This is a genomic window from Paenibacillus sp. CECT 9249 (assembly GCF_918697855.1).
Classification (GTDB): domain Bacteria; phylum Bacillota; class Bacilli; order Paenibacillales; family Paenibacillaceae; genus MSJ-34.
Genome location: NZ_CAKKLI010000006.1, coordinates 94,864 through 120,393, shown reverse-complemented (window position 1 = coordinate 120,393; position 25,530 = coordinate 94,864). Strand labels below are relative to the sequence as shown.

The 25,530-nt window shown below is 52.8% G+C and carries 25 protein-coding genes; 17 read left to right on the top strand and 8 right to left on the bottom strand.

Annotated features, from left to right (window positions below):
- Positions 1-450, top strand: a complete 450-nt coding sequence (gene dtd, locus LQ229_RS07760; RefSeq protein ID WP_230191366.1) for a D-aminoacyl-tRNA deacylase — start codon at positions 1-3, stop codon at positions 448-450.
- A gap of 12 nt (positions 451-462) precedes the next feature.
- Here dtd and arcC read toward each other — a convergent pair whose 3' ends face one another.
- Genes arcC through LQ229_RS07735 form a run of 5 tightly spaced genes read right to left on the bottom strand, consistent with a single transcriptional unit; the run spans position 463 to position 6,645 of the window.
- Positions 463-1,410, bottom strand: a complete 948-nt coding sequence (gene arcC, locus LQ229_RS07755; protein WP_230191365.1) for a carbamate kinase — start codon at positions 1,408-1,410, stop codon at positions 463-465.
- Positions 1,407-2,309, bottom strand: coding sequence for a DUF2877 domain-containing protein (locus tag LQ229_RS07750; RefSeq protein ID WP_230191364.1), 903 nt, complete (start codon positions 2,307-2,309; stop codon positions 1,407-1,409). The genes arcC and LQ229_RS07750 overlap by 4 nt, the downstream gene beginning before the upstream one ends.
- 3 nt (positions 2,310-2,312) lie before the next feature.
- Positions 2,313-3,572 carry a DUF1116 domain-containing protein gene (locus LQ229_RS07745; RefSeq protein ID WP_230191363.1) on the bottom strand — a complete coding sequence of 420 codons (1,260 nt, stop codon included), beginning with the start codon at positions 3,570-3,572 and terminating at the stop codon, positions 2,313-2,315.
- A 22-nt stretch (positions 3,573-3,594) separates the two neighbouring features.
- Entirely contained in the window at positions 3,595-5,349 is a 1,755-nt protein-coding gene (gene fdrA, locus LQ229_RS07740) for an acyl-CoA synthetase FdrA (RefSeq protein ID WP_230191362.1), read from the bottom strand.
- Between the two features lie 33 nt (positions 5,350-5,382).
- Positions 5,383-6,645 carry an MFS transporter gene (locus LQ229_RS07735; protein ID WP_230191361.1) on the bottom strand — a complete coding sequence of 421 codons (1,263 nt, stop codon included), beginning with the start codon at positions 6,643-6,645 and terminating at the stop codon, positions 5,383-5,385.
- A gap of 261 nt (positions 6,646-6,906) precedes the next feature.
- Between LQ229_RS07735 and LQ229_RS07730 the strand changes: the two genes are divergently transcribed.
- The 12 genes from LQ229_RS07730 to crcB (LQ229_RS07675) all read left to right on the top strand — a co-directional run bounded on the left by LQ229_RS07730 (position 6,907) and on the right by crcB (LQ229_RS07675) (position 19,519).
- Positions 6,907-7,068, top strand: coding sequence for a hypothetical protein (locus LQ229_RS07730; RefSeq protein WP_230191360.1), 162 nt, complete (start codon positions 6,907-6,909; stop codon positions 7,066-7,068).
- Between the two features lie 82 nt (positions 7,069-7,150).
- The gene (locus LQ229_RS07725) at positions 7,151-8,683 is read left to right on the top strand and encodes a coproporphyrinogen III oxidase (RefSeq protein WP_230191359.1); all 1,533 of its coding nucleotides are present in this window, start codon (positions 7,151-7,153) and stop codon (positions 8,681-8,683) included.
- A gap of 638 nt (positions 8,684-9,321) precedes the next feature.
- Positions 9,322-10,566: a histidine--tRNA ligase gene (gene hisS / locus LQ229_RS07720; RefSeq protein WP_230191358.1), complete on the top strand. Its 1,245-nt coding sequence runs from the start codon at positions 9,322-9,324 to the stop codon at positions 10,564-10,566.
- A gap of 53 nt (positions 10,567-10,619) precedes the next feature.
- Positions 10,620-12,401 carry an aspartate--tRNA ligase gene (gene aspS, locus LQ229_RS07715; RefSeq protein WP_230191357.1) on the top strand — a complete coding sequence of 594 codons (1,782 nt, stop codon included), beginning with the start codon at positions 10,620-10,622 and terminating at the stop codon, positions 12,399-12,401.
- 36 nt (positions 12,402-12,437) lie between these two features.
- Positions 12,438-13,178 (top strand): tRNA threonylcarbamoyladenosine dehydratase, encoded by a 741-nt coding sequence (locus LQ229_RS07710; RefSeq protein ID WP_230191356.1) that lies wholly within the window; start codon positions 12,438-12,440, stop codon positions 13,176-13,178.
- 14 nt (positions 13,179-13,192) lie between these two features.
- Positions 13,193-14,515 carry a replication-associated recombination protein A gene (locus LQ229_RS07705; RefSeq protein WP_230191394.1) on the top strand — a complete coding sequence of 441 codons (1,323 nt, stop codon included), beginning with the start codon at positions 13,193-13,195 and terminating at the stop codon, positions 14,513-14,515.
- Positions 14,516-14,639: 124 nt separating this feature from the next.
- Positions 14,640-16,118, top strand: a complete 1,479-nt coding sequence (locus LQ229_RS07700; RefSeq protein ID WP_230191393.1) for a spore germination protein — start codon at positions 14,640-14,642, stop codon at positions 16,116-16,118.
- Positions 16,115-17,290, top strand: a complete 1,176-nt coding sequence (locus LQ229_RS07695; protein ID WP_230191355.1) for a Ger(x)C family spore germination protein — start codon at positions 16,115-16,117, stop codon at positions 17,288-17,290. The genes LQ229_RS07700 and LQ229_RS07695 overlap by 4 nt, the downstream gene beginning before the upstream one ends.
- Before the next feature lie 9 nt (positions 17,291-17,299).
- Complete coding sequence (locus LQ229_RS07690) at positions 17,300-17,512, top strand: hypothetical protein (RefSeq protein ID WP_230191354.1); 213 nt, start codon at positions 17,300-17,302, stop codon at positions 17,510-17,512.
- Between the two features lie 19 nt (positions 17,513-17,531).
- Positions 17,532-18,626 carry a GerAB/ArcD/ProY family transporter gene (locus LQ229_RS07685; protein WP_230191353.1) on the top strand — a complete coding sequence of 365 codons (1,095 nt, stop codon included), beginning with the start codon at positions 17,532-17,534 and terminating at the stop codon, positions 18,624-18,626.
- A gap of 123 nt (positions 18,627-18,749) precedes the next feature.
- Positions 18,750-19,169 carry a fluoride efflux transporter CrcB gene (gene crcB, locus LQ229_RS07680; RefSeq protein ID WP_230191352.1) on the top strand — a complete coding sequence of 140 codons (420 nt, stop codon included), beginning with the start codon at positions 18,750-18,752 and terminating at the stop codon, positions 19,167-19,169.
- Positions 19,166-19,519, top strand: coding sequence for a fluoride efflux transporter CrcB (crcB, locus tag LQ229_RS07675; RefSeq protein ID WP_230191351.1), 354 nt, complete (start codon positions 19,166-19,168; stop codon positions 19,517-19,519). The genes crcB (LQ229_RS07680) and crcB (LQ229_RS07675) overlap by 4 nt, the downstream gene beginning before the upstream one ends.
- Before the next feature lie 6 nt (positions 19,520-19,525).
- Here the strand turns inward: crcB (LQ229_RS07675) and LQ229_RS07670 are convergent, their stop codons facing one another.
- The 3 genes from LQ229_RS07670 to mnmA are packed head-to-tail and all read right to left on the bottom strand — an operon-like array spanning position 19,526 to position 22,691.
- A complete protein-coding gene (locus LQ229_RS07670; RefSeq protein WP_230191350.1) occupies positions 19,526-20,755 on the bottom strand; it encodes an MFS transporter in 1,230 nt (409 codons plus the stop codon).
- 40 nt (positions 20,756-20,795) lie between these two features.
- Entirely contained in the window at positions 20,796-21,542 is a 747-nt protein-coding gene (map, locus tag LQ229_RS07665; RefSeq protein ID WP_216538347.1) for a type I methionyl aminopeptidase, read from the bottom strand.
- A gap of 21 nt (positions 21,543-21,563) precedes the next feature.
- Positions 21,564-22,691, bottom strand: a complete 1,128-nt coding sequence (gene mnmA / locus LQ229_RS07660) for a tRNA 2-thiouridine(34) synthase MnmA (RefSeq protein WP_230191349.1) — start codon at positions 22,689-22,691, stop codon at positions 21,564-21,566.
- Between the two features lie 242 nt (positions 22,692-22,933).
- On the opposite strand from mnmA, the gene LQ229_RS07655 reads away from it, so the two are divergent.
- The 4 genes from LQ229_RS07655 to LQ229_RS07640 all read left to right on the top strand — a co-directional run bounded on the left by LQ229_RS07655 (position 22,934) and on the right by LQ229_RS07640 (position 25,445).
- Positions 22,934-23,353, top strand: a complete 420-nt coding sequence (locus LQ229_RS07655; RefSeq protein ID WP_216538345.1) for an Rrf2 family transcriptional regulator — start codon at positions 22,934-22,936, stop codon at positions 23,351-23,353.
- A 68-nt stretch (positions 23,354-23,421) separates the two neighbouring features.
- A complete protein-coding gene (locus LQ229_RS07650; RefSeq protein ID WP_216538344.1) occupies positions 23,422-24,573 on the top strand; it encodes a cysteine desulfurase family protein in 1,152 nt (383 codons plus the stop codon).
- 125 nt (positions 24,574-24,698) lie between these two features.
- Positions 24,699-25,220: a PRC-barrel domain-containing protein gene (locus tag LQ229_RS07645; protein WP_216538343.1), complete on the top strand. Its 522-nt coding sequence runs from the start codon at positions 24,699-24,701 to the stop codon at positions 25,218-25,220.
- Positions 25,221-25,232: 12 nt separating this feature from the next.
- Positions 25,233-25,445, top strand: coding sequence for a hypothetical protein (locus LQ229_RS07640; protein ID WP_216538342.1), 213 nt, complete (start codon positions 25,233-25,235; stop codon positions 25,443-25,445).
- Positions 25,446-25,530: the final 85 nt, after the last annotated feature.

Genomic DNA, 25,530 nt, shown 5'->3' with positions numbered 1-25,530 from the left:
ATGAGAGTTGTTGTACAGCGCTGCACAGAGGCGCAAGTAACCGTGGACGGCGAAGCAATCGGCCGGATCGGACAAGGACTAATGCTCCTCGTCGGCGTAACGCATGACGATACCGAGCGGGACGCCCGCTATTTGGCCGACAAAATTGCAGGCTTGCGGATTTTCGAGGATAATCGAGGAAAAATGAATCTTTCCGTACAAGATGTCGGAGGAGCGGTATTGTCGGTATCGCAGTTTACGTTATACGGGGATTGCCGCAAAGGCAAGCGCCCGAACTTTATGGCCGCCGCCCGGCCGGAACATGCGGAAGGGATGTACGATTTGTTTAACGGCTACTTGCGGGAATCCGGCCTGCAAGTGGAAACAGGCCGTTTCGGCGCTATGATGGACGTCTTGCTCACGAACTGGGGGCCGGTAACGCTCGTGGTGGACAGCCGGCAGTCGATATAAGCGAATCGAAATCTAGCCGTCCCCTTTCTTCACTATCCGCGTTCCCGCTTTCCCTTCTAAAGCGAGAGTCGCGGAGCGAAGAGATCCGATAACGGCGGTTCCTCCCGTTTCGGCGAAATCGACGGACGCCTCCATCTTCGGTCCCATGCTTCCTTTGCCGAATTGGCCTTCGGCCAAGTAACGCTTGGCGTCTTCGGTCGTAATCGTATGAAGAGCCTTCTGGTCCGGTTGGCCGAAACGAATAAACACATGCTCCACATCGGTCAGCATAACGAACATGTCCGCGTCAAGCTCTTTTGCAAGCCGGCAAGCGGTACGGTCCTTGTCGATGACGGCCTCCACCCCTCTCAGCGTCCCGTCAACCTCCCGAACCACCGGAATGCCTCCTCCTCCCGCAGCAATAACGATATGACCCGCCTGAAGCAATTCCCGCATTGTTTTCCCGCCGACAATGCCTTGCGGTCGAGGCGAAGGCACGACTCGGCGCCAGCCGCGGTTGGAATCTTCGACTACGTTCCACCCATGTTCGGACTCAAGGCGTTCCGCTTCTTCTTTGGCATAGAACGGTCCGATCGGCTTGCTCGGAAGGCGAAAAGCATCGTCGTTCGGAGACACTTCGACGCAAGTCAGCATACAGACGACCTGTCGGTCGATATTTCTTCGCGCCAGTTCGTTCATTAGCGATTGCTGGAACATATACCCGATAAATCCCTGGCTTTCCGCATTGCAGACATGCAGAGGAAGCATCGGTATCGTATCTTTGGCGATTTCGTTCTGCAATAAAATATTGCCCACCTGCGGCCCGTTGCCGTGGGTAAGCAGCACCCTGTATCCTTTTTGCACGATATTCGCGATCGCCTCGCAGCATGCTGTCACATTTTTCAATTGATTGTCGTAAGTCGCTTCCTGATTCGCCTGCAAAATCGCGTTTCCGCCAAGCGCAAGCAATACGGTCTTCATGAAGGGGCCGCCTCCTCTAGCAAATTATGAATAACGCAGTATATTCCAAGTGCGGTATCGATTCCGGAACTGTGTCCGCTGCCGGCCAGTATGCTGAAGGCTTTGGCCAAATCGGCGTTTTGTCCATTGAACAAAGCGTCCAGCAGCTGCAAAACGCTTGTTCCGAATTGCCGCTTCAAGGCATAGTGAAGATATTCCGAACTGATGTCGGTCGTCAGGCCGGGATGTTCGGCGAATCGTTCCGCGAGCTCCCGCAGAACGACAGGGGAAACTCGCCCGGAATACAATCCGGCGGCCAGAGCCCCGATAAAAAAATCGTCGCCCGCAGGAGTCAGCCCGGCGCCGTATCCGATGAGGGGCCGAATGGTTTGCCACCGCCGTCGCGGATCGGGACAGTCCCAGGAACCCCGAAACCGAATAAACGTCTGTCCCAACTCCGTCCTGTCCGTTCCGTTTTGCAGAATGCTCATCAATTGAGTTGGGCTTAACCCGAATCCGCTCTTGTGGGAATAAGTGCGGAGCAAGGCGGCGAAATTGCGGAAATTGGCGGATATGTCGCCGGCGCCGCCGCGAAAGTCGCGCAGCGTATTGGAGAAGGTCCGGGCAGAATCCAACCGGATTGTAACGTTGCAGGTAATAAGCCTGAGCTCCTGTTGCCTGTATTCCAAAAGTACGGGACCGGAGGGATGGAGCCGATACGCGATACGATCGACGGAACGGCGGTCGATATGAACGGCAAACGGCAGTTGCCCGCTTACATCGGTCCCGATAAAAACAAGCCTCTGTCCCACACGGATGTTGATCCCGTTCCGGAACAGGCTGTGTACCGTCCCGGAACGATTCCGTTCAAGCAGAAGCGGGACATTCGGGCTATAGGCCTCTCCTTGAACGACGGACATAGGTCAATCTGCAACGCCCATCGTCTCGGCCAGAGCGACCAGCGCTTTCTCGAAGCAGGCGAGCGGGGCGTTAACCGTACCGGCCCCAACCTGTCCGATCCCCGCTTCTTTATGGGCGATGCCCGTATTTATAACAGGCGTAATGCCCGTTTCAATTACTTTGCGAATATCGATGCCGAGACAGATCCCCTGGAAGTTCCATGTTGGAACGGTGAGATTGCTGTTCCGGTCGAAACAGATTTCCGCCATTTCATTACTGATCGCCAAAGCGTCTTCGAATCCGCCTGCGCCGACGAAGCGGGTGACGCCCGGCGCGGCGATCATCGCCATCCCGCCGACCCCGAACGTCTCTGTAATGGCGCTGTCCCCGATATCCGGATTGGCGTCTTCTTGCGAATAGCCGGTAAAGAACAATCCTTTCGGCGTATTGACAGGAGCGGTAAACCATCGATCGCCCAACCCGCTGACGCGAATGCCGAAATCTTTGCCGTTGCGGGTCATGGCGGTAACGATCGTGCCCGCTTGAATCGTGCGCGCGCCGTCCATGACAGCCTTGCACGCGGCCATCATCACATTGAGAAAAAATTGATCGGTATCCGCCAAAAATTTGATAATCGTTCTTTTGTCCGTTTCGGATACTTCGGCTGCTAACAATAGCGGCGCCAACTCTTTGAGCAACAGCAGCGAGGCCGCAATGTTCCGTTGGTGGAACTCGTCGCCCATCGTAATCGCCTTGGCGACGACGACATTCAGGTTGATGCCGCCGTCCGAAGCTTTCAACGCTTTGGACATGCCGGGACCGAGAACGTCGCGAATCCAACGAAGGCGGTCGATCACTTCCTGGCTATAGGCGCCGAAGCGCAATACCTTGCCGATCCCTTCGTTCAGGTTGCAGTATGCACGGTTGCCTTCCGTGCGGTTCTCCACCACAAGGACGGGCATACTGGCCGATGTAATTCCGCCCATCGGCCCGACGGCGTTCGCATGGTGGCAAGGGACGAACCGGATTTCTCCTCCCTCCAGCATTCGCTTGGCTTCGTCTTCCGTTGCGGCCCAACCTTCGAACAGCAGCGCGCCGATACAGGAACCCTTCATCGGCCCCGTCATATTCCGCCACTCGATGGGCGGGCCCGCATGAAGCAGCGTTCGGCCGTTCAACTCGTCAATAACGGTTTTGGCGGGAACAACGTCGATCAGAAACGGCTGTGCGTTGGCTATTTTGTCAACGACCGCCCGGTTGGCTTCGTCAATCGTATTGTACATATTACGTTCTCCTTCATGGTCGTTATTTTAATTTTGACAAAATATCGGCTAGTTTTTTATTGCCGCCCGCTACCGGGCGCCAGTCGAATTGGACGACTTTCCCTTCGTACCGATGGATCGTGTCCGCAAAGCTTGCCAGGCCCAGATTGATCACGCGCGGCTTGCCGGATAATAGCTTGGTCGTCGCTTCCGGCACGTTCGGCGCGGCTGCTGTCCCCTGCTGCGCGCCCGCAGGCGCGGCGGAAGGTACGGATACAGATGGCAAAGGCTTGCCGACGATATCAAGCGCCCGCTTGACGGCTTTCACGTTACTGGATTCGACAATAACGCCGGCCTCTTCGAGCTTTCGCTTTTGTTCCCCGTAATTTTGCGGATCTTGATCGGTCCCGCAGACGGAGCAAACGAAGTGAACGGTTCTTCCTTCCGCGGAAACGCGCGCCCGAGCTTCCCGAATGGAAGGAATCAGTTCCCCGGCCATATCGGCATGGGAGCCGTAACCCAATACGACGTCGAATAAAATAACCGCCGTGCCGGGATCTTTCGCCATACTGCCGATCTTCTCCTTACGGGTGGTCGGATCGATCATCGGATGCGGCCGCCCTTTCGTATAAATATCGTCGCCGAGGTCGATAATTTCATGCCCTTGATCTTTGAAAATATAGCCCTCTTCATGCTTCAGCGAAGCGGGGATGCCGAACGCTTCGCGCACGAGCATCGCGGCTTCCGTCGCCAGCGTGCCTCCCGAATATAATCCTTTGATATACGATTGGGAAGGGAGCAACGAACGATCCTCTTTTGCGGCACTCCCCGAACTTTCGGGCGGCGCAGCCGTTTTACCGTATGCGAGCTGCACGGCCATGACCGCCGTTTCTTCCAAAGTATAGGCATAACGAATGTTTCCTTCCGGTTCCGCCGGTTTTTCGCCCGTGAAGACGGCGACCGAGGGCTTGGACAGAGACTTTAGAAGGGCCGCAACTTGATTTTTCACCTCGGGAGCGGGCGGCTTGGAAATAACGACGATCAATTCGGTGTTCGCGTCGGCCTCCAATGCGGCAATGCCGTCCATCATGGTGAGCGCGCCGATCGATTGACTCAGGTCGCGCCCGCCGGTGCCGATCGCATGGCTAACCCCGCCGCCTAATCTGTCTATGATTGTGGATACTTCTTGAATACCGGTGCCGGACGCGCCCACGATCCCGATTTTTCCCGTGTTTACGACATTGGCGAAGGCGATGGGAACTCCGGATAATATTCCTGTCCCGCAGTCGGGCCCCATAACGAGCAAGCCTTTCTCCTTCGCTTTCCGTTTCAGTTCCAGTTCGTCTGCCTCGGGCACATTATCGCTGAAAATAAAAACGTGAAGCCCTTTGTCCAACGCTTTATGCGCCTCTCCCGCGACATATTCGCCCGGAATAGACAAGAGCGCCAGATTGGCGTCCGGCAGCAGTTGCATCGCCCGATCCCATGTGCGGACTTTGTCGTAATCGTTTTTTGCGCCGGCGAGCGCTTGGTTTTTCAGAAAAAAATCGATCTCGTTCAGCACTTCCGTCGCTTTCTCTGGGTGCTCCGTATCGATCACAATGCATATATCGTTTGGCTTGGCCCGATCCAATTCGGCAGTATATAAACCGGTGTTGCGGAAAATATCCAAATTGGCGGGGGTGCCCATCATGACCGAAATGCGGTTGATGCCTTCCATGGCGGACAACTTGTTCGTGAGGAGCATTAAGCTGACCGAGTCCTGATAGACGTTTTCTTTAATGATGGTTTTAAGCACGGCAATCTTCCTTTCGTGTCGCGGCCCGAATCGTCAGGCCGTTTTCGTTCTTGGTTTTTCATGAGTGAAAATCATCGCCGCCAGACCGACAAACAGCAAAATCATGGCCAGAAAAAAACCGGATCGCATGCTGCCCGTTTGGTCCACCAGGTATCCCGTAATGTAAGGAGCGAGGATCGAAGAGCTCATTCCGATAAAATTATACAGACCGAACGCGGTGCTGTACGCTTCCTTGGGAGCGTTATCCGCTACAAAAGCGACGAGCACGGGATCGAGCGCCAGTTTGCCGGTTAAACCGTAAACGATCAAGGCGAACATCATGGCGGCGGCGCTTTGCGTATAAACCACCAAATAAATAGACAGGGCAGCAATGGGTACCAGCACATAAACCAGCGGCTTGCGTCTTCCGAACCGGTCCGATAAATAGCCGAAGAACAGCGCTCCGGGAATAGAAGCCCAGGGTACGAGCGAAGAGATGAAGCCGACATCGCTTCCTTGATACCCCCGTTCGGTCTGCAAATATTGCGGGAGCCAGGTAAGAATCGCGAAAAATCCGTAGAGCGAGCAGAAAACCATCACAAAGGTGAGCGCAAGATTTCGGTTTTTAAACAATGAAAACATGGAGGTTTTTCGCACGTCTCCCTTGTTCGCTTCCGTTCCCCTGGCTTCGACATTCAGCTTGCGCGGCTTCTCCTTGACGACAAACCAAATTAAAAACGCGGTGATCACCGTCGGAACGGCCATAATGTAAAACGGAATTCTCCAGCTCCAACCGTTCTCCAGCGTTAACGTGCTGGCTGTAATATAGCCTAGCGAAATGCCGATCGCTTGCCCGCTGTTAATGACCGCCGTTCCAACCGTGCGCACCCTCTCGGGAATGGCTTCGGACGACAAAGCGTATTGCGGACCGTAATACGTCCCTTCGCCAATACCGGTCACGATCCGGGCGATGAGCAGTAAAAAGAAGGAATTGACGATCCCGGTGAAAGCGGTCGAGATGCCGAACAGAATATAGCCGGGAACAAGAACGTTTTTGCGCCCCAACCGGTCGCCAAGCGTTCCCGACGGAATCTGCAAAATCGCATAAGCGAGAAAGAATACACTGTTGATTAAACCGAGTTGAGCGTTGTTGATGCCGAATTCTCTCGCCAGAATAGGCATGACGGGATTGAGAATGGTACGGTCGGCATACATGAATACCCAGCCGAGCGTAAAGACGAGGATAACCTTCCAATAATAAGGCATCCCGGTTTTTGGCGTCGTTGACTTGAACGATTTCTCTATCGTTTTTTGCATGGCAAATTCTCTCCGTTTCGGCTTAATTTCATAAGCTAATATTTTCAATCTTTGCGATCATTATTCGTCAAAGTTTATATTTAACATAATCGGTCCCATTCGTTGATTTTGATCTTGATGTCGTTTAAACTTCAAATGTGGCATGTTCACGCGTTCCCCGGTCATATTTTATCGGGCCCTTGCGGAAAATAATCGGTAACAATGGCGTCCTTGGCATCGCTCAACGCGCCATCAGATCATTTCCTGCAAGGAGCGAGAAAGATGCGACAATCGACGAAGGAGATCGTCATACGGCAAACGGTCAATCGCATGTTGAACAACGATTTGCATGAAGCGTTGAACATGACGCGGGGAGAGGCGGAAGTCGAATTTGCGGCCGATTTTCGATGCCGTCCGCCGCTTCGGGGGCGGCGCGGAGATTGACCTAGCCTGTAAGGAAAGAGCGGTACGCGACAGTTAGCGGTCCTATATGCCGGCCGCAGCTAACGAGAAGGGAGGTGTAGGGATGCGGATCGACATTGTAACCCGCGAATCTGCATTCGAACGTACGTTTTCCAACATCGTTCATTTGTTTTTCGAAGAAGCGGAAGTTAACGTCGTAACTCCCGAACACGCAAACGAAAGCGGAAAATCGGAGATGACAATCGCCCTTATGTACGAGCGTACAGAAGGGGGGAGGCTCGAAGCTGCCGCTTCGTTCGACGTTGCAGCCGAGCGGCGGCGATTCGCCGCTTGCCATGTTAGAACGCCGGAAGCGAAGGAAGATGGCGAAGCGGTGCGCAAGCATGTGAAACAAGCGCTATGCCATGTGCTGCTTCACGTTCTGCAGCAATATACGGGAATTGTGCAGCCTTGGGGCATATTGACGGGCATACGCCCTACCAAGTTATTGCATAGCGCTCTTCAGCAAGGGCTTTCGAAGGAGAACGCCCATCGGACGCTGCGCGAACAATATTTGGTTGATCGCGGCAAAATCGAACTGATGCAGCAAATCGTCGATCGGCAATTGACGATGATTCCCGATTTATACGCGCTGAAGAACGAAGTCAGCATTTACATCGGGATTCCGTTCTGTCCGACCAAATGCGCCTACTGTACGTTTCCCGCCTATGACATTAACGGCCGCCAAGGATCGGTTCACTCGTTTCTCGGCGGGCTTCATTATGAAATGCGGGAGATCGGCCGCTGGCTGAAAGAACGGGGAATATCCATCACGACGGTCTATTTCGGAGGCGGTACGCCTACCAGCATTACGGCGGAAGAAATGGATATGCTATATGAGGAAATGTATGCCTCGTTCCCGAACGCGGACCGCATTCGCGAAATTACGGTCGAGGCCGGGCGCCCCGACACGATAACGCCCGAGAAGCTGGCCGTTCTGAACAAATGGAATATCGACCGGATCAGCATCAATCCGCAGTCGTATACGCAGGAAACGCTCGATATTATCGGAAGGCATCATTCGGTCGAAGAGACGGTCGATAAATTTTGGCTGGCGCGCCGAGCCGGCATGAACAATATAAATATGGACCTGATTATCGGCTTGCCGGGCGAAGGGATAGCGGAGTTCCGGCATACGCTCGCCGAAACGGAGAAGCTGATGCCGGAGTCGCTGACGGTGCATACGCTGTCCTTCAAGAGAGCTTCGGAAATGACCAAGCATCGCGGAGACGGCAAATATACGGTGGCCGGCCGGAGCGAAATCGAGAGCATGATGCGGGAAGCCGAGCGATGGACCAAGCTTCATGGATACGTCCCTTACTACTTGTACAGGCAAAAAAATATTTTAGGAAACTTGGAGAACGTCGGCTATGCCATACCCGGACAAGAGAGTCTTTATAATATTTTGATTATGGAAGAAATGCAGACGATCATCGGGCTGGGATGCGGGGCCGCCAGCAAATGGGTCGATCCGTCCACCGGCGCGATCAGCCGCTTCGCCAACCCGAAGGAGCCGAAAGCGTACAACGATAACTATGAACATTATACAAAGGCGAAAATTGAAATTTTGGAGCAATTGTTCGGAACGAAATCTTAAAACGAGAGGCAAAACTATTGGAATGAAACGCTTTATTTTTTGTAATATAACTGTAACATGATTTCAATATTACTCTAACATTGCCAGTCTATAATAACAGACATGACCCCCTTTTTTAATATATACTCTTTGGACCTACAACGTTATTTGTAGGTTTTTTTCTGCCCTTTTACAATAAAACGCTCCGTTCCACTCTCTTGACTTTGTTCGCTAACAGCGTTACAATCTTAAAATATATAGTTTTATCAATGGATTCGATGAAGGGAAAGAGTAACTCGCACCCGCATATGCAGAGAGGGATCTCGCAGGCTGTAAAGATCCTTATGCCGGACGAAGGAAAGACCTCCCCGAGAACTTGCGGTGAACTTCCGCGGACATTCGTCCATGTCCTCCGGTCAGTAACCGTACGCGTGTTGCGGGCGTTAACCGTTTGAGCGGACGGCTGTCTGAAGTTTTGACACTGAGGCGACGGTCCGGAATGTGGGTGGCACCACGGGCGATTTCGCATATAAATCTCTCGTCCCTGTTATGAACAGGAACGGGAGTTTTTTTATTTTAAGAGGCTGGTCAAAAGGTCCATGCTGAAAGATTGGCTTTTTGAACGCTTAATTATAAATACGTTTGCAGGAGGGAATCCAATGGCTTTCCAAAAACCGACGGGCACGCAAGATTTGCTGCCGGGTACCGTTGAGCGATGGCAGTATGTGGAACAGAAAGCGCGGGACTTATGCCGCCGTTTTCATTACCGGGAAATTCGCACGCCGATTTTCGAACAAACCGAGCTGTTTGTGCGCGGCGTCGGCGAGACGACGGATATTGTCGAAAAAGAAATGTATACGTTCCGCGACAAAGGCGACCGCAGTATGACGCTCCGTCCGGAAGGGACGGCGGGAGTCGTACGTTCTTTTGTCGAGAACAAACTGTACGGGGAGCCGGATGTGAGCAAGCTGTACTATATCGGACCGATGTTCCGGTACGAGCGTCCGCAGGCGGGACGCCAGCGCCAGTTCCACCAGTTCGGGGTGGAAGTGTTCGGCGCGGAAGACCCCAGCATCGATGCGGAAGTTATCGCGCTTGGTTATCAATTTTATGCCGAAATCGGATTGAAAGACGTCAAGGTGGAGATCAATTCGGTCGGAAATCCGGCAAGCCGGGCGGCATACCGCCTGAAGCTGCTCGATTTCTTGAATCCGCTGCGGGACAAACTTTGCAAAGATTGCCAATCTCGCATCGAACGCAATCCGCTTCGAGTGCTCGATTGCAAAACCGATCAAGCTTATTTTGCGGACGCTCCGTCGATATTGGACAGCCTGGATGAAGAATGCACGGCGCATTTCCAAAAAGTGCTGCAATATTTGCAAGCGATGGAAATCCCGTTTGTCGTGAATACGCGTCTAGTACGCGGCCTCGATTATTACACGCATACGGCGTTCGAATATAAAGCGCAAGGAATCGGAGCGATCGACACGATCGGCGGCGGCGGACGTTACAACGGCCTTGTCGGCGATGTCGGCGGGCCGGACCAGCCCGGAATCGGTTTAGGAATCGGACTGGAACGGGTACTGCTTATTTTGGAAAAACAAGAAGCCTCCTTGCCGCTGGTCAATCCGCTCGACGTCTATATCATTGCTCTCGGCGAGCAGGCCGAGCAAGAAGCGGTCAAGCTGCTGTTCGACCTGCGCAAGCGCGGCGTCGCCGCGGAGAAGGATTATTTGGGCCGCAAGATGAAAGCCCAAATGAAATCGGCCGATCGCATGCAAGCGCGATATACCGCGATTTTGGGCGAGGACGAATTGGCGCGAGGAGAAATCGCGCTGAAATCGATGGCGACCGGAGAGCAACGGTTCGTGCCGCTCGCGCGGCTTGCAGACGAGCTGCTGTAAACGGAATTCACGGCTGGCATAAGAACATATTCCATAAAGGGGACGATCATACAATGAAGCTAAAAACTCATCACTGCGGTACATTAACGAAAGCGAATGTCGGAGAAACGGTAACTTTGAACGGTTGGGTGCAGCGCCGCCGCGACTTGGGGGGCGTGCTGTTCATCGATCTGCGCGACAGAACCGGCATGATGCAAATCGTATTCAATCCGGACTTCTCCGGCGAAGCGCTGCAAATCGCCGACCGCGCGCGCAACGAATACGTCTTGTCCGTAACCGGACAAGTGGTGGAGCGCGATCCGGAAACGTTCAATCCGAATTTGCCGACAGGCGAAATCGAAGTGAGAGTAACGGAAATCGAAATTTTAAATGCGGCGAAAAATCCGCCCTTCTTCATCGAAGACGGGATCGAAATCGACGAATCGCTGCGCTTGAAATACCGTTATTTGGATTTGCGCCGGCCGGAAATGCAGAAGACGCTGCTGCTTCGTTCGAAAGCGGCCAAAGTATTCCGCGATTTCCTTGACGGCGAAGGGTTTATTGAAGTGGAAACCCCGATCTTGATCAAAAGCTCGCCGGAAGGCGCGCGCGATTATCTTGTGCCGAGCCGCGTGCATCCGGGCGAATTTTTCGCTTTGCCGCAGTCGCCGCAAATTTTCAAGCAATTGCTCATGGTCGGCGGCATCGAGCGTTATTATCAAATTGCGCGCTGTTTCCGGGACGAAGATTTGCGCGCGGACAGACAGCCGGAGTTTACGCAAGTGGACATCGAGACATCCTTCTTGTCGCAGGATCAATTGCTTGGCATGATGGAGCAACTGATGGCCAAGTTATTCCGCGAAACGCTGCAAATCGAGATTCCGACGCCGTTCCAGCGGATCAGCTACGCGGATGCGATGGGCAAATACGGCTCCGACAAACCGGATTTGCGTTTCGGCCTGGAATTGATCGAAATGAACGATATCGTGGCAAACAGCGGCGTTAAAGTATTCGCTTCCGTCATTGAAAAGGGCGGGGAAGTGAAATGTTTGAACGCCAAAGGCTGCGGCACATGGAGCCGGAAGGAGATCGACGATCTCGGCCCGTACGCCGCCCGTTACGGAGCGAAGGGACTTGCCTGGATTCAAGTGAAGGACGGCGAATTCAAAGGGCCGATCGTAAAATTTATGTCCGAGCAAGAAATCGAGGCAATTAAAGAACGGACCGGCGCGGAAGAAGGCGACTTGCTTTTGTTCTCCGCAGACAATAAGAAGATCGTTGCCGACGTGCTGGGCAATTTGCGCCTTAAGATCGGGCGCCAGCTCGGCTTGATCGACGACAGCCAGTTCAAATTCGCCTGGGTTGTCGACTTCCCGCTTCTCGGCTATGACGAGGAAGCGAAGCGTTATGTGGCGGAGCATCATCCGTTTACCCGCCCGAAAGACGAAGATCTGGCCTACTTCGATACGGATCCGGGCCAAATCCGCGCTCAAGCTTACGACCTCGTGCTTAACGGTTACGAAGTGGGCGGCGGTTCGATGCGGATTTTCAAACGCGACGTACAGGAAAAAATGTTTAACGCCCTTGGATTTTCCCCGGAACAAGCGAAAGAGAAATTCGGCTATTTGCTCGACGCGTTCGAGTACGGGACGCCTCCGCACGGAGGCATCGCATTCGGGTTCGACCGTTTGGTCATGCTGCTGGCGGGACGCACCAACTTGCGCGAAACGATCGCCTTCCCGAAAACGGCAAGCGCGACCGATTTAATGAGCGCCGCGCCGTCGGAAGTCGATCCGGCTCAATTGGAAGAACTGCATATTAAGCTGGCGAAAAAGCCGGGCGAAGAGAAAAAATAATGAGCAATCCGGATAGAAAAGGGGAATAGGACACGTATGCTTCATCAATTTTCCCGAACCGAGCTCGCGATCGGGCCGGAAGGTTTGGAACGAATGAAAAACAGCACGGTGGCCGTTCTCGGCATCGGCGGCGTCGGTTCGATCGCCGCCGAGGCGCTTGCGCGTACGGGCATCGGGCGGATCGTGATGATCGACAAGGATACTGTCGACATTACGAACATTAACCGGCAAATCCATGCCTTGACGACGACGGTAGGCCAGAAGAAGGCGGAGCTGATGCAGGAGCGGATTCGATTGATCAATCCGGAATGCGACGCTATCGCTTTAAATATGTTCTATACGGAAGAGACGTACGAGCGATTGTTCGCTTATCCGTTAGACTACGTCATTGACGCTTCCGATACGATTTCGTACAAAATTCATCTGATCAAGCAATGTCTCGAACGAAACATACCGATCATTTCCAGTATGGGGGCGGCCAACAAAATGGATCCGACAAGGTTCCAGGTAGCGGACATTTCCAAAACGTCGGTGGATCCGATGGCCCGCGTCATCCGCCAGAAGCTGCGCAAGGACGGCATTAAAAAAGGCGTGAAGGTCGTCTTCTCGACGGAAGAACCGATCAAGCCGCGGCCGGACGTGACCCAGCGGATCGTGCCGGAAACGGCGCCGGAAATTCGCAAGGCGCAGCAGCCGCCGGCGAGCAACTCGTTCGTGCCGCCGGTGGCGGGATTGATTATGGTTAGCGTCGTCGTGAAGGATTTGCTCGATCAATAAAGGTGTGAACGATGATGGATCTATTCTCTTATCAGGCGGAAACGGAGCCGTCGCAGCGTCTGCTTGCGGACCGGATGCGTCCCGAGACGCTCGACGAATATATCGGGCAAGAACATATCGTCGGCCCGGGCAAATTGCTGCGCAGGGCGATCGAGGCCGATCAAGTGTCGTCCATCCTGCTGTACGGCCCGCCGGGCTGCGGCAAGACGACGCTGGCCCATATTATCTCCAAGCAGACGAAAGGCGATTTCGTGCGGCTGAACGCTGTGGATGCCTCCGTCAAAGACGTACGGGAAGTCATCGAGCAGGCCAAAACGAATAAATCGATGTACGGCACGAAAACGATTCTTTTTCTGGACGAGGTTCACCGCTTCAACAGTTCGAGGCAGGACGCGCTACTTCCCGCGGTGGAGAAAGGGATTATCGTGTTTATCGGCGCGACGACGGAGAATCCGTTCCATTATGTGAACGGGGCGTTAATGAGCCGTTCGACGCTGTTCCAGCTGCATCCGCTGGCGAAGGAGCATTCGCTTGCGGCGATGAAGCGCGCTTTGTCCGACGCGGACAAAGGGCTTGGATTCATGCGTCTGCAAGCCGATGAAGAGGCGCTTCTGCATATCGCCGAAATGGCGAACGGCGACATTCGGCGCGCGTTGAACGCGCTGGAACTTGCGGCGATGACGACGACGCCGGACGAGGATGGCAGCGTGCGCGTGACGCTGTCCGCGGCGGAGGAATCGATCCGCCGTCCGACGGTGCGCGCGGACGAATCGACGCAGTACGACGTCTTGTCCGCGTTTCACAAAAGCGTTCGCGGCTCAAGCGACGCCGCGCTGTTCTGGTTTCTGTACGCGGTGGAGAAGCTGGGCATGGATCCGATGGTGTTCATCCGCCGCTTAACCGTGGCGTGCAGCGAAGATATCGGACTCGCCAACCCGCAGGCGATGGTGCAAGCGGTAAGCGCTTTGGAGGCATACCAGCGCATCGGCTGGCCGGAAGCGAAATATATCGTCGCCCAGGCGATTCTGTTCGCGGTGGAGAGCCCGAAATCGAATGCGGTTGCGGCGGCGATCGGAAGAGTCATGGACGCATTCGATCAGATCAAATCGGCCGAGGTGCCGCTTCATTTGCGCGATACGCATTATAAGGGAGCGGACAAGCTGGGGCATAAGGGGTACAAATATCCGCATGATTATCCCGGGCATTATGTCGAACAAGATTATTTGCCGGAATCGATTCGCAACCGCGTATTTTACCAAGCAAGCGAACAAGGGACGGAACAAAAAATTAAAGCGAATCAGCAGCGGCGGCGCGGACGTTCGCCGGACAATGAATAAAGCTGTTATGAAACCTGAGGTTACTTACGCCTCGGGTTTTTTCATGTGCGAAACAGGCCTGAAAAGAGTAAAATTAACAAAATTGGGGAACCTATCGCTCAAAAGCGAGAATCGGGTGAATAACATGACAGAGGTGGCGGATACGCTCCAACAATTTAAAGAAGCGATGCAGGGTATTTCCGATGTCGTATATCACGAAGTCGAGCTCCAAGGGGGCGCTGCTTGCGTCCTTATTTATATACCGAGCATTACCGATTCAAACAAGCTGCAAGATAGCGCGCTGACTCCTTTGATCAAGGCGGCGCAGCAGCAATCCGCAGTCGAGCTCAATCAATCGATTTCAAATGGAAACGTCTTTCCGATGATCATCGAGCAATCGGCGTCCGTAGCCGAAGCGGTAACTTGCGTGCTGGAAGGGAAAACGGCGTGCCACATTCGCGGATTAAGCGATATATTTATCTTGCCCTTGACGAAATACCAGAAAAGGTCGATTGCCGAAGCACAAAACGAAATGGTTATCGTCGGGCCGCAGGTAGCGTTCATCGAGGATTTGGATTCGAACATTTCTTTGATCAGGCATCTCGTGAAACACCCGGATTTTAAAATTCAGCATTATAAAATAGGCAAATATTCCAATTCGGATATATGTTTGTTTTACATTGACGGGTTGGTGAACCAGGAAGTGTTGTCCGGATTAAAGGAAAAATTGGAAGGGATAAAGATGGACGGCGTGCTCGGAGTCAGCTATATTGTGGAGCAGATTGAGTCTACGACCTATACCCCGTTCCCGCTCGTGCAGTACACGGAAAGGCCGGATACGGTCGTGTCCTCTCTCATGGAAGGCCGGGTCGGGCTGTTGGTGGAAGGAACGCCAAGCGCCGTCATCGTTCCGGTTACCTTTTTTTCGCTGATGCAGGCTGCCGAGGATTATTTCCAACGGTTTTTCGCTACGACATGGATCCGCTGGATCCGCTATTTATTCATCTTTGTTTCTTTTTTGCTGCCTTCTCTCTATATCGCTGTCACGACATTCCATCCGGAAATGATACCGTCCAACTTGCTGATTACGATCGCTTCCTCGCGCGAGCATATTCCTTTTCCGGCGCTTGTCGAAGCTTTTATGATGGAAATTACGTTCGAAGGGCTACGAGAAGCGGGCATTCGCATTCCGAAGCCGATCGGACAGACGGTATCGATTATCGGAGGCATCGTCATCGGACAGGCTGCCGTTCAGGCGGGAATCATCTCCGCACCCATGGTTATTGTCGTCGCCTTAACGGGGATCGCGTCATTCATTACGCCCAATTTCGAGCTTGCGCTCGCGTTTCGGCTGTTGCGTTTTCCGATTATGATTTTGGCCGGGACATTCGGCATGCTCGGCATCATTCTAGGCCTGTTCCTTATTATTTGCCATATGGTATCGCTGCAATCGTTCGGGATTCCGTATATGAGTCCGCTGGCGCCGATCGTGCTCAAAGACTGGAAGGATACGTTTGTTCGAGCGCCTTGGAAGAAAATGATTGATCGTCCCGGGACGTATGAAAACCGTGACGAGCGCCGGCAAGATACCCATATCAAAAAAGATAAGGATAAGATCGTATGAAAGTTTGCAAAATCGGGATTCTTTTATGCGCCATAAGTGTATTGTTGTCCGGCTGCTGGTCGACGATCGAACTGAACGACAGAACGTTCGTCAGCGGGTTATTCGTCGACAAATCGCCCGTTCCGGGCGAAGTGCTGTTAACGATAGCCACTCCGCTGACGAACCGTATGACGTCGGGCGCGGAGGCGGGAGGTCCGAGTTCGTCGGGCAACCCGTACGCTACCGTGACAAAATCCGGAAAAACGTTCCCGGAAGCGATGCTAAGAATTCAAGACGATTTGACGCGCAAATTGACGTGGGGGCAAACGCGGATTATCGTCATGGGCCGGGAGTATGCGGAACAAGGAACGAAAGAATTGTTCGAATGGCTCATCCGCCAACCGCAATTTCATTTGAAAACCTACATCATCGTCGCGCCCGGCAAAGCGACGGAAATTACCGAACTGACTCCCGTCTATGAGCGTACGCCTACCGAAGTGCTGCGCGAATTCGTCAATTTAAAAGTGTTGATGCAAACGAGCGTCAAAAACTATTTGGAAGCGGTCATCGCCGGCCAGGACGTTGCCGCGAGCATTCTGACGTTCGGGAAAGTGGAAGCGGTCAGCGAGAAAGGTAAAGAAACGCCTTGGGCCGGCACTGACGGCGCCGCCTTGTTCCGCGACGGCAAACTGGTTGGCACTCTGAATATGGAAGAGACGAAAGTGTTGTCATGGCTGAACAAGTCGCATCAAAGTCAAATACGAACCGTAGAGTTGGATGGGGCCAAAGAGAAGATTAGCGTGACGATGCGCCAATTAAAAAGACAAATTCGCCCGCAATTGTCCGGAAACAAAATTGTGTTTCACATTACGCTAACTGCGGAGGCGGATGTGCTGTCGGCAGTATCAAGCAAAGATTTATTGGATCCGAAGGTCGTGCATAAAATCGAGCAAAAATTCGCGGACGATGTGCGTACCGACGCGCTGGCGATGCTGAAAAAGACCCAACGCCTGAAATCGGACATTTTAATGCTCGGTTCGATCGTCGACTGGCGGTACCCGCGCAAATGGAGAGAGATCAGAGACGATTGGCGCGATTATTATAGAGACAATGTCGATTTTCAAATTCAAGCCAATATTCGAATTATGCATTTCGGGGCGGAAACGGTGCCTTTTTGGCAGGATAGAAAATGAGGTGAGGACATGGCAATGGTAATGGTAGTCATGATCTGTATCGGCTTGTTCGATTGGAGAATGGTTCGCCGCAATAGCAGAACCTACGAAAAAGCGGCTTATTTATGCGTCTGGTTCGTTTTCTTCGTTTACATGATGCTTTCCATCCCGCTTAGGTCTTTGGCGACGCCGAATACGATCGTGTCGTTTCTGTTCGGGTGGGTGGATCGATGGTTTCCATAATGAAACAGGAGGTGGCCGCATGAAATTTATAACGGGTTCGCAATTTTCACGATTTTGGATGGTGTACCTTTTATCGGCGCCGTTTGCCTTTTTAATCCGTCCGCTGCTGGAGAAGGCGGATTATCAAGGGTGGATATCGCTTCTCGCAGCCTATGCGTTCAGTCTTGTTTTGGCTTATTTCGCCATCCGCCTCGGGCAGGTGAATCTGGACAAGTCATGGGTGGAATTCGGCGGCAAAGTTGTCGGCAAATGGCCGCATTACTTTTTTGTATGCGTCTTTTGTTTTTATTGCATCCATCTCGCTTCGATCAATGTGGAGGAATTTACGATCTTCTTCAGCTCGATCTATTTGGCGAACACGCCGGATTGGGTCGTTTCGTCCATTTTTGTATTCTGCACATGTTTGGCCGCCCGTCTCGGCATTCGAACGATCGTCTATTTGGCGGACATTTTTTTCCTGCTGTCGTTTATCAGTCTTCTGCTCATTATTCCGGCATTAATGCCGAGTGCGAATTACAGCATGAGCATTGCAATGATTACCGATTTCGAATGGCAGAAAATGTTGAATTCATTCGTCTACGCCATCCCATGGTACGGGGAAATCGTGCTGCTTCTATTTTTGTTCCCGCATTTAAAGCAAGAGAAGAAATTGATGCGCTACGCCTTTTTGGGAAGCGTCATCGCCTGGCTCGCCGTTCTTGTTTTCTGGTATATGGCTCTAATGTTGTTCGGCCCTTATCTAGGCTCGAATTTAAGGTTTACGATGCTGGAAATGATCCGGTTTGCGGAAATCGGACAGTTTCTGGAAAACATCGATCCGCTCGTTCTTTCCGTCTGGTCGACGACATTGCTCATCAAAGACAGCTTGTTAATATTTATCGCATCCAAGTTGATGGCTCAAATCGTCGGCTTCCGCGATCCGAAAACGACGACGTTTCTTATCGGGGCGCTGATTGTGACCATTGCCCACTTGTTCTCAAAGGAGCAGACGCTCTTTGCCAAAACGTTGACCTCATCCGGCCTGGCCATCTATATGCTGCTTGTGCAACTCATACCGATCGTTTACGTTGCGGTGCATGCGATCAAAGGGCGCTTCAGCGGCAACCGTTCCTGACATAGCGGTATGGCATGCGGTCAATTCCGGAGCTATTCCAAAAAGGCGCTTTACGTCTCTGCGCGTCTCCAACAAGATATGATAAAATGAGAAACAGCTATCATACGGACAGGAGAGAGCGTCATGATAAAAAAAATGGCCGCCGTCGGAATCGGGGGCGGTTTCGGGGCATCGGCCCGTTATTTGATAGGACTCGCCTTTGTAACGGAGGCGGGGAAGTTTCCGGGAACGACTTTTGCGATCAATCTCCTCGGTTGTTTGTTTCTCGGCTGGTTTTTTACAGTTACGTTGGAGCGACTGCCCGTTGCGCCCGGGTTGCGGCTATTCGTCGGAACCGGGTTTACGGGAGCGTTTACGACGTTCTCCGCCTTTTCCGTCGAAACGGTGCGGCTGCTTGAGAACGGGCAGCCGGGCCTCGCTTTGCTTTATTCGCTCGGCAGCGTCGTTTGCGGCCTGTTGCTGACCGGCGCGGGCATTGTATTGGGCCGGGCGGGACAAGCCGGGAAACGGCCCGCATCCGTGGAAAGGGGAGACCACGAATGATATGGTTGGTAGGTATGGGCGGCGTCTGCGGCGCGATTGCCCGATTCTGGATCGGGCAATGGGTCGCGTCCCGTGCCCATTCCCCGTTTCCTTGGGGAACTTGGCTCGTGAACGTCGCCGGCTCCTTTGCGCTCGGTTGCTTGTCCGGCGCCGGCCCGAGCGTTCCCGCTTGGATTTATGCGCTGGCCGGCATCGGCTTTTGCGGTTCTTTTACGACATTTTCCACTTTCGGTTATGAAACGTTGCAATTGTTGGAATCGAAGCGGTATGTTCATGCCGCCGCATATATCGGCGGCTCTGTTGGGGTTTGCGCCGCATTTACCTGGCTCGGCATCGTTTTGTCGACCTAAGCTCCCTTACCGGTCCAGCGTAACCGAGGCGGCGGAACGCTTGGCGCGATGGAATGAAGCGTGCAGCATGAAAAAGGCGACCGCGACGGCTGAGCCGATCACGGCGACATAACTGACCTGCGTCATGCCTCCCCAATCGTACGTGATGCCAAGAATATAAGGTCCGAGCACGCGGCCGACGCTGCCGATGCCGCCCGTGATGCCGAGATAGAACGGAGAATCGCCGTCGGCATTCTCGGTAATAAAGGCGGGAACCGTCGGGCCGATCAGCATTTCGCCGAAGGTGGTAACGATCATGCCCAGCACGATGAAGACATAGCTATGATTGGCCAAAATAATCATAAAGCCGAGCAAATAAAACACGGCGCTCGCCGTCAATTGGGAAGTCAAGCTTCGGGCCGCAAATTTTTTGATTAACATAATGACAGGCTGGCCGACGAAAATCAGTACGCCGTTGATCGTCCACAGCAAGCTGTACGCGGAAAGATCCATCCCTTCGTCATACAAAAACGGCGCGACTCCCGTTCCCCACATGGAGTTTGAAAACCAAACGAACAGACTGCCGAGCCCGACAAACAGATAAAGCTTGTAGGGAATGAGCAGTCGAAAAGCGCGGACGGCTCGTCCCGACCGCAGTCCTCTGGCCGATTTGTCCGGCAACTGATCCGTCTTCATCGTCCGCAGGAAAAAATAGAAAAAGGCGGCGAATAAGACCGATGTCGTTCCGTTCAGCATGAATGTGAGTTGGAAGGAATAGTTGGCAACCAAGCCGCCGAGCGCCGTGCCGATTGCAACGCCGATATTGTTGCCGACATAGGTGGCGTTGAACATCTCGCGGCTGCTGCCCGGCCAACGGAAAGCGATAAACGCCTGGATTGCCGGCATCGAGGCGGAGCTGAACAGTCCTAGCGCCGTCATAATGATCGCATAGACGGCGAACCGATCCGTCAGCATGAGCGAGAATTGCATCGCCGCCGCCAGCGCGAGCGCGCCGACGATGAGCTTTTTCACGCCCAAACGATGGTACAGCATCCCTCCCAGCAATTGCCCTATAATGCCCGCAAGCGAGTAAAGGAGGAGGACGAAGCCGGCGTCGGCCAGCGGCCGTTCGAAAAAGGTGTATACATAAAGCGTAGTCAACGGCCACATAAAAGCGCTGCCCAGCGCGTTGACAAAACTTGCAAAAATAAAAACGCCGGCTTCCCGAGGGAAGCCGTTTAACTTGAATAGTTTCATCCGATCACCCAATTATATGTTCAGAATAGAGGCAGATTCGTTATTGCGCCGTTAAGATGACCGGGCCGTCTTGCGTAATGGCGATCGTATGCTCGAACTGCGCCGACAATTTGCCGTCAAACGTTCTTGCCGTCCAGCCGTCGTCGTCGATAAAGATATCGTAGGTTCCTTGATTGATCATCGGTTCGATCGTAAAGACCATGCCTTCCTTCAACCGGAAGCCTCTGCCCGGCTTCCCGACGTGCACCATGTTCGGTTCTTCGTGCAACGACCGGCCCACGCCGTGTGCAAGCAAGTCGCGAACGACGGAATAGCCGTTCTTCTCCGCATGCTGCTGCACCGCATGCATGACGTCGCCGATCCGATTGCCCGGCACCGCTTGTTCAATGCCCAAATACAAACATTCCTTCGTCACTTCCACCAAGCGGCGCGCTTCGTCGGATACGTTTCCGACCAGATAGGTCCAGCCGGAATCGCCGAACCAGCCGTCCGCTTCGACGACAACGTCGATCGTAACGATATCGCCGTCTTGGAGCGGTTTTTTGTCCGGGAACCCGTGGGCGATCACATCGTTAACGGATGCGCAAGTCTCGCTGGGATAGCCTTTATAGCCTTTCGTAAATTGTTTCCCGCCCAATTGCGTAATGAGGCCGGCAACCATATCGTTAATTTCCAAGGTCGAAACGCCCGGCTTGATCATTTTAGCGATTTCGCGATGGCATGCCGCCACGATCTGCCCCGCTTTTTTCATTTGTTCGATTTCGGCGGGGGATTTTAATACGACCATGTGGTTCGACTCCTTTCCTCTTCACAAATTTGCGTTTTGTTCTATTTTATGCACCTGATCGATCATTCCTCCGCCCAAACATTCTTCGCCGTCATAGAAGACGACGGCTTGGCCTGGGGTGACCGCTTTTTGCGGCTGGTCGAACGTTACCCGCACCGTATCGCCGCCGGTCCATGCGATCGTAACGCCTTGATCGGGCTGACGGTAGCGGAATTTCGCCGTACAGCGCATTTCGCCGGCAGCCCCCAGGCGGTCATTGCCGCTAATCCAGTTGACTCCCGTCGCGACGAGGCCTGTCGAATACAGGCTCGGATGCCGGTCTCCTTGCACGACGTAAAGCACGTTGCGTTCCAAATCTTTATCGGCCACAAACCACGGCTCGCCTGTTCCCGAACCGCCGATGCCGAGGCCTTGGCGTTGGCCGAGCGTATAGTACATCAAACCGTCGTGGCGTCCTTTGATCTCGCCCGTCCGAATATCGATCATATCGCCCGCTTGTGCCGGCAAATAGCCGCTCAGAAACTCTTTGAAATTGCGTTCCCCGATAAAGCAGACGCCTGTGCTGTCCTTTTTCTTGGCCGTTGCAAGTCCCGCTTCCGCCGCAATTTTGCGAACTTCCTGCTTAGGCAAATGCCCGATTGGAAACATCGCTTTGGACAGTTGCGCTTGATTGAGCGCGTTCAGGAAGTAGGTTTGGTCTTTATTGCCGTCGATTCCGCGCAGCAGCCGGTACGCATCCCCGCTCCGCTCGACGCGGGCGTAATGTCCCGTGGCCAAGTAATCCGCTCCCAAATCGAGCGCGCGGTTCAGAAATTCGCCGAACTTAATTTCCCGGTTGCACATGACATCCGGATTCGGCGTTCGTCCCCGTTTATATTCATCCAAAAAATAGGTGAATACCTTATCGTAATATTCTTTTTCAAAGTTAACCGTATAATAAGGGATTCCGATTTGGTCGCACACGCGGCGCACGTCTTCTGCGTCTTCCTCCGCCGTGCAACGCCCGAATTCGTCGGTATCGTCCCAATTTTTCATAAATATACCGATGACGTCGTACCCTTGTTCCTTTAACAGCAAGGCGGTCACGGACGAATCGACTCCGCCGGACATTCCTACGACGACACGCGTATTCGCATTGGAATTCGACATGAACATCACCATTTTCTAAGAAAGTGTAAAAACTAAATCATATTTTATCACAACATGCAACTTCTTACGAATTACGTTCGTCTGATATGTTAAAAAGCATCATTTCGTATCGAAAGATACTAAAATTTTTTCATGAATATGTCAACGATTTTTTGCCCATACAAGAGATAAATATGTTAACATTAATCATAGGTGTATAATCGGAATACATAGTTTCAAAATCATGAAAGAGGTGCCTTTTTTTGAAAATATCGACGAAGGGCCGTTACGGCCTGACTATTATGATGGAATTAGCCGCCAAATTCGGCGAAGGGCCGATTTCTTTAAAAAGCATTGCCGAGAAAAACCAGTTATCCGAACATTACTTGGAGCAGCTTGTAGCTCCGCTGCGCAACGCCGGACTCGTGAAGAGCGTGCGGGGGGCGTACGGGGGATACACGCTGGCGAAAGAAGCGGAGCAGATTACCGCGGGCGATGTTATTCGCGTGTTGGAAGGCCCCATTTCACCGGTCGATTTCACGGAAGAAGACGATCCGGCCAAACGGGATTTATGGCTGCGCATTCGCGACGGAATCGCCCAAGTGCTCGATTCGACGACATTGGCCGATTTAATCGCTTATAAGGACGAAGGCGTCCAGGACAGTTATATGTTCTATATTTAGAAAGGTCGTTCAAGAAGCCCCCTTTTGACCTTTTTGTACTTATATTTAGGAGTAGGAGAACAACTTGGATGGCACCCATATATTTAGACCATTCCGCTTCAACCCCGATGCATCCCGAAGTGATCGAAGCGATGCTCGCCTATATGCGCGATCATTACGGAAACGCTTCGAGCGTGCATTCGTTCGGTCGCGCTGCCAAGCGGGCTCTCAGCGAAGCGCGGGATCAAATCGCACAACAACTGCATTGTCAATCTAACGAACTCGTATTTACCGGCGGAGGCACCGAAAGCGACAATACGGCGCTGTTCGGAGCGGCATCCGCCATGAGGGGCATCAAAAAACATATCATTACTTCCTCTGTCGAGCATCACGCCGTATTGCACACATGCAATCAATTGGAACGAATGGGGTACGAAGTCAGCTTCGTTTCGGTCGATTCCACCGGACAAGTGGACGTTAACGAAATCGAAGCCGCCATTCGCCCGGATACGTTCCTGATCAGCATCATGTACGGGAACAACGAAGTCGGCACGCTGCAACCGATCGAACCGATCGGAGAGCTGGCGCGGGCGCGCGGCATTTTGTTCCATGTCGACGCCGTTCAAGCGCTCGGCATGACGCGGCTCGATTTAGACGAGCTTCCCGTAGACCTCATGAGTTTTTCATCCCATAAAATAAACGGACCACAAGGCGTAGGCGCGCTTTACGTTTCGCGCCGCGCCAACATCGACCCGCTGCTGTTCGGCGGGCTGCAGGAGCGCAAACGTCGAGCCGGCACCGAGAATATTGCCGGCATTATCGGGTTTGCCAAGGCAGTACAGCTTGTCGCTTCGAATATTGCGGAACATGCGCGGCATCTTACGGAACTGCGCGAAGCGATGCTTCGGTTGCTGCGTGAGTCACTAGGCGCCGACCGGGTCGTCGTAAATGGTCATCCCACCGAGCATTTGCCGCATATCTTAAACGTCAGCTTCCCGGACGTTCCGACGGAAACGATGCTGATGAATTTGGACATGGAGGGGATTGCGGCTTCGAGCGGCTCCGCATGCACGTCCGGATCGCTGGAAGTTTCGCATGTGCTTGTCGCGATGAAGCTTCCGGAGCCGGTGTTGCGTTCGGCGGTACGATTTAGTTTCGGTTTGGGCAATACTATGAAAGACGTGGAAATCGCCGCCCAAAAAATTGCAACCATTGTAGAACGGATACGTAAAAAAAATTAGGGCTTTTTTTCGAAAAGAGAAGGGGGGATGAATTGACGAACACGTCGGTGACAAGGTCGTACAGCATGAAAACGATATGCGTATAAGATCAATCTACAAACCGAACGAGGAGGCGCCCTAACGCCGTGAGATTACAGGAAATGATCGGTTTATCCGTCTTGGAAGTGGAGAAGGGTAAGCAGGTCGGTAAAGTGAAAGATTTTTTGTTGACGGAAACTTGGGAGATCCAAGGTCTCGAACTTGAAGGTAAACGGTTATTTTCCTCAACAGTCAAGACGGTATTGTGGAATGACGTAATTGCTTACGGCGAAGATGCCGTAATGATTGTCAATAAACAGGCTGTCCGCCAGACGGAAGCTGTCGATATACAACATACATTTTTGAACGGAAACGGAAAAGTCAGGGACCTTCCGGTCGTGACCGCGAACGGAACGCGGTTGGGGAGCGTAACGGACGTTTACTTTGATCCCAAAATGGGTAATACAATGATAGGATTGGAAATTTCGGATGGTTTTATTTCAGATCTCATGGAAGGAAGAAGATGGCTGCGTTATTCCGCCGATATGAAGATTGGGCAAGATGCGGTTATCGTTCCGGAGCATTGCGAGCAGCATCTGGAGAAAATCATTACTCTTGTTAACGGATAGGTGGAATTTTATATGTTGAGGTGCCCAAATTGCAATTCCAAAGACATCGGCAAAATCGGCTCCCACCAGTTTTATTGTTGGGGCTGCTTTATCGAATTGACGGTGAACGGGGAAAAGATGTCCGTCTTTCAAGTGGAAGAAGACGGTACGCTCAGCTCGCTTGACGACTTGTTCTTCAGCGAGGAATTGCCGCAGGACGTGTCCCATATACATTTGTCGACGTAAACGAAATGGACGCGACCGCCGTTTCCAACGCTCTTTCGCCGCAACCTGTGCGAGGTTCCGGTTGAAGGGGCGTTTTTTTTGCCGT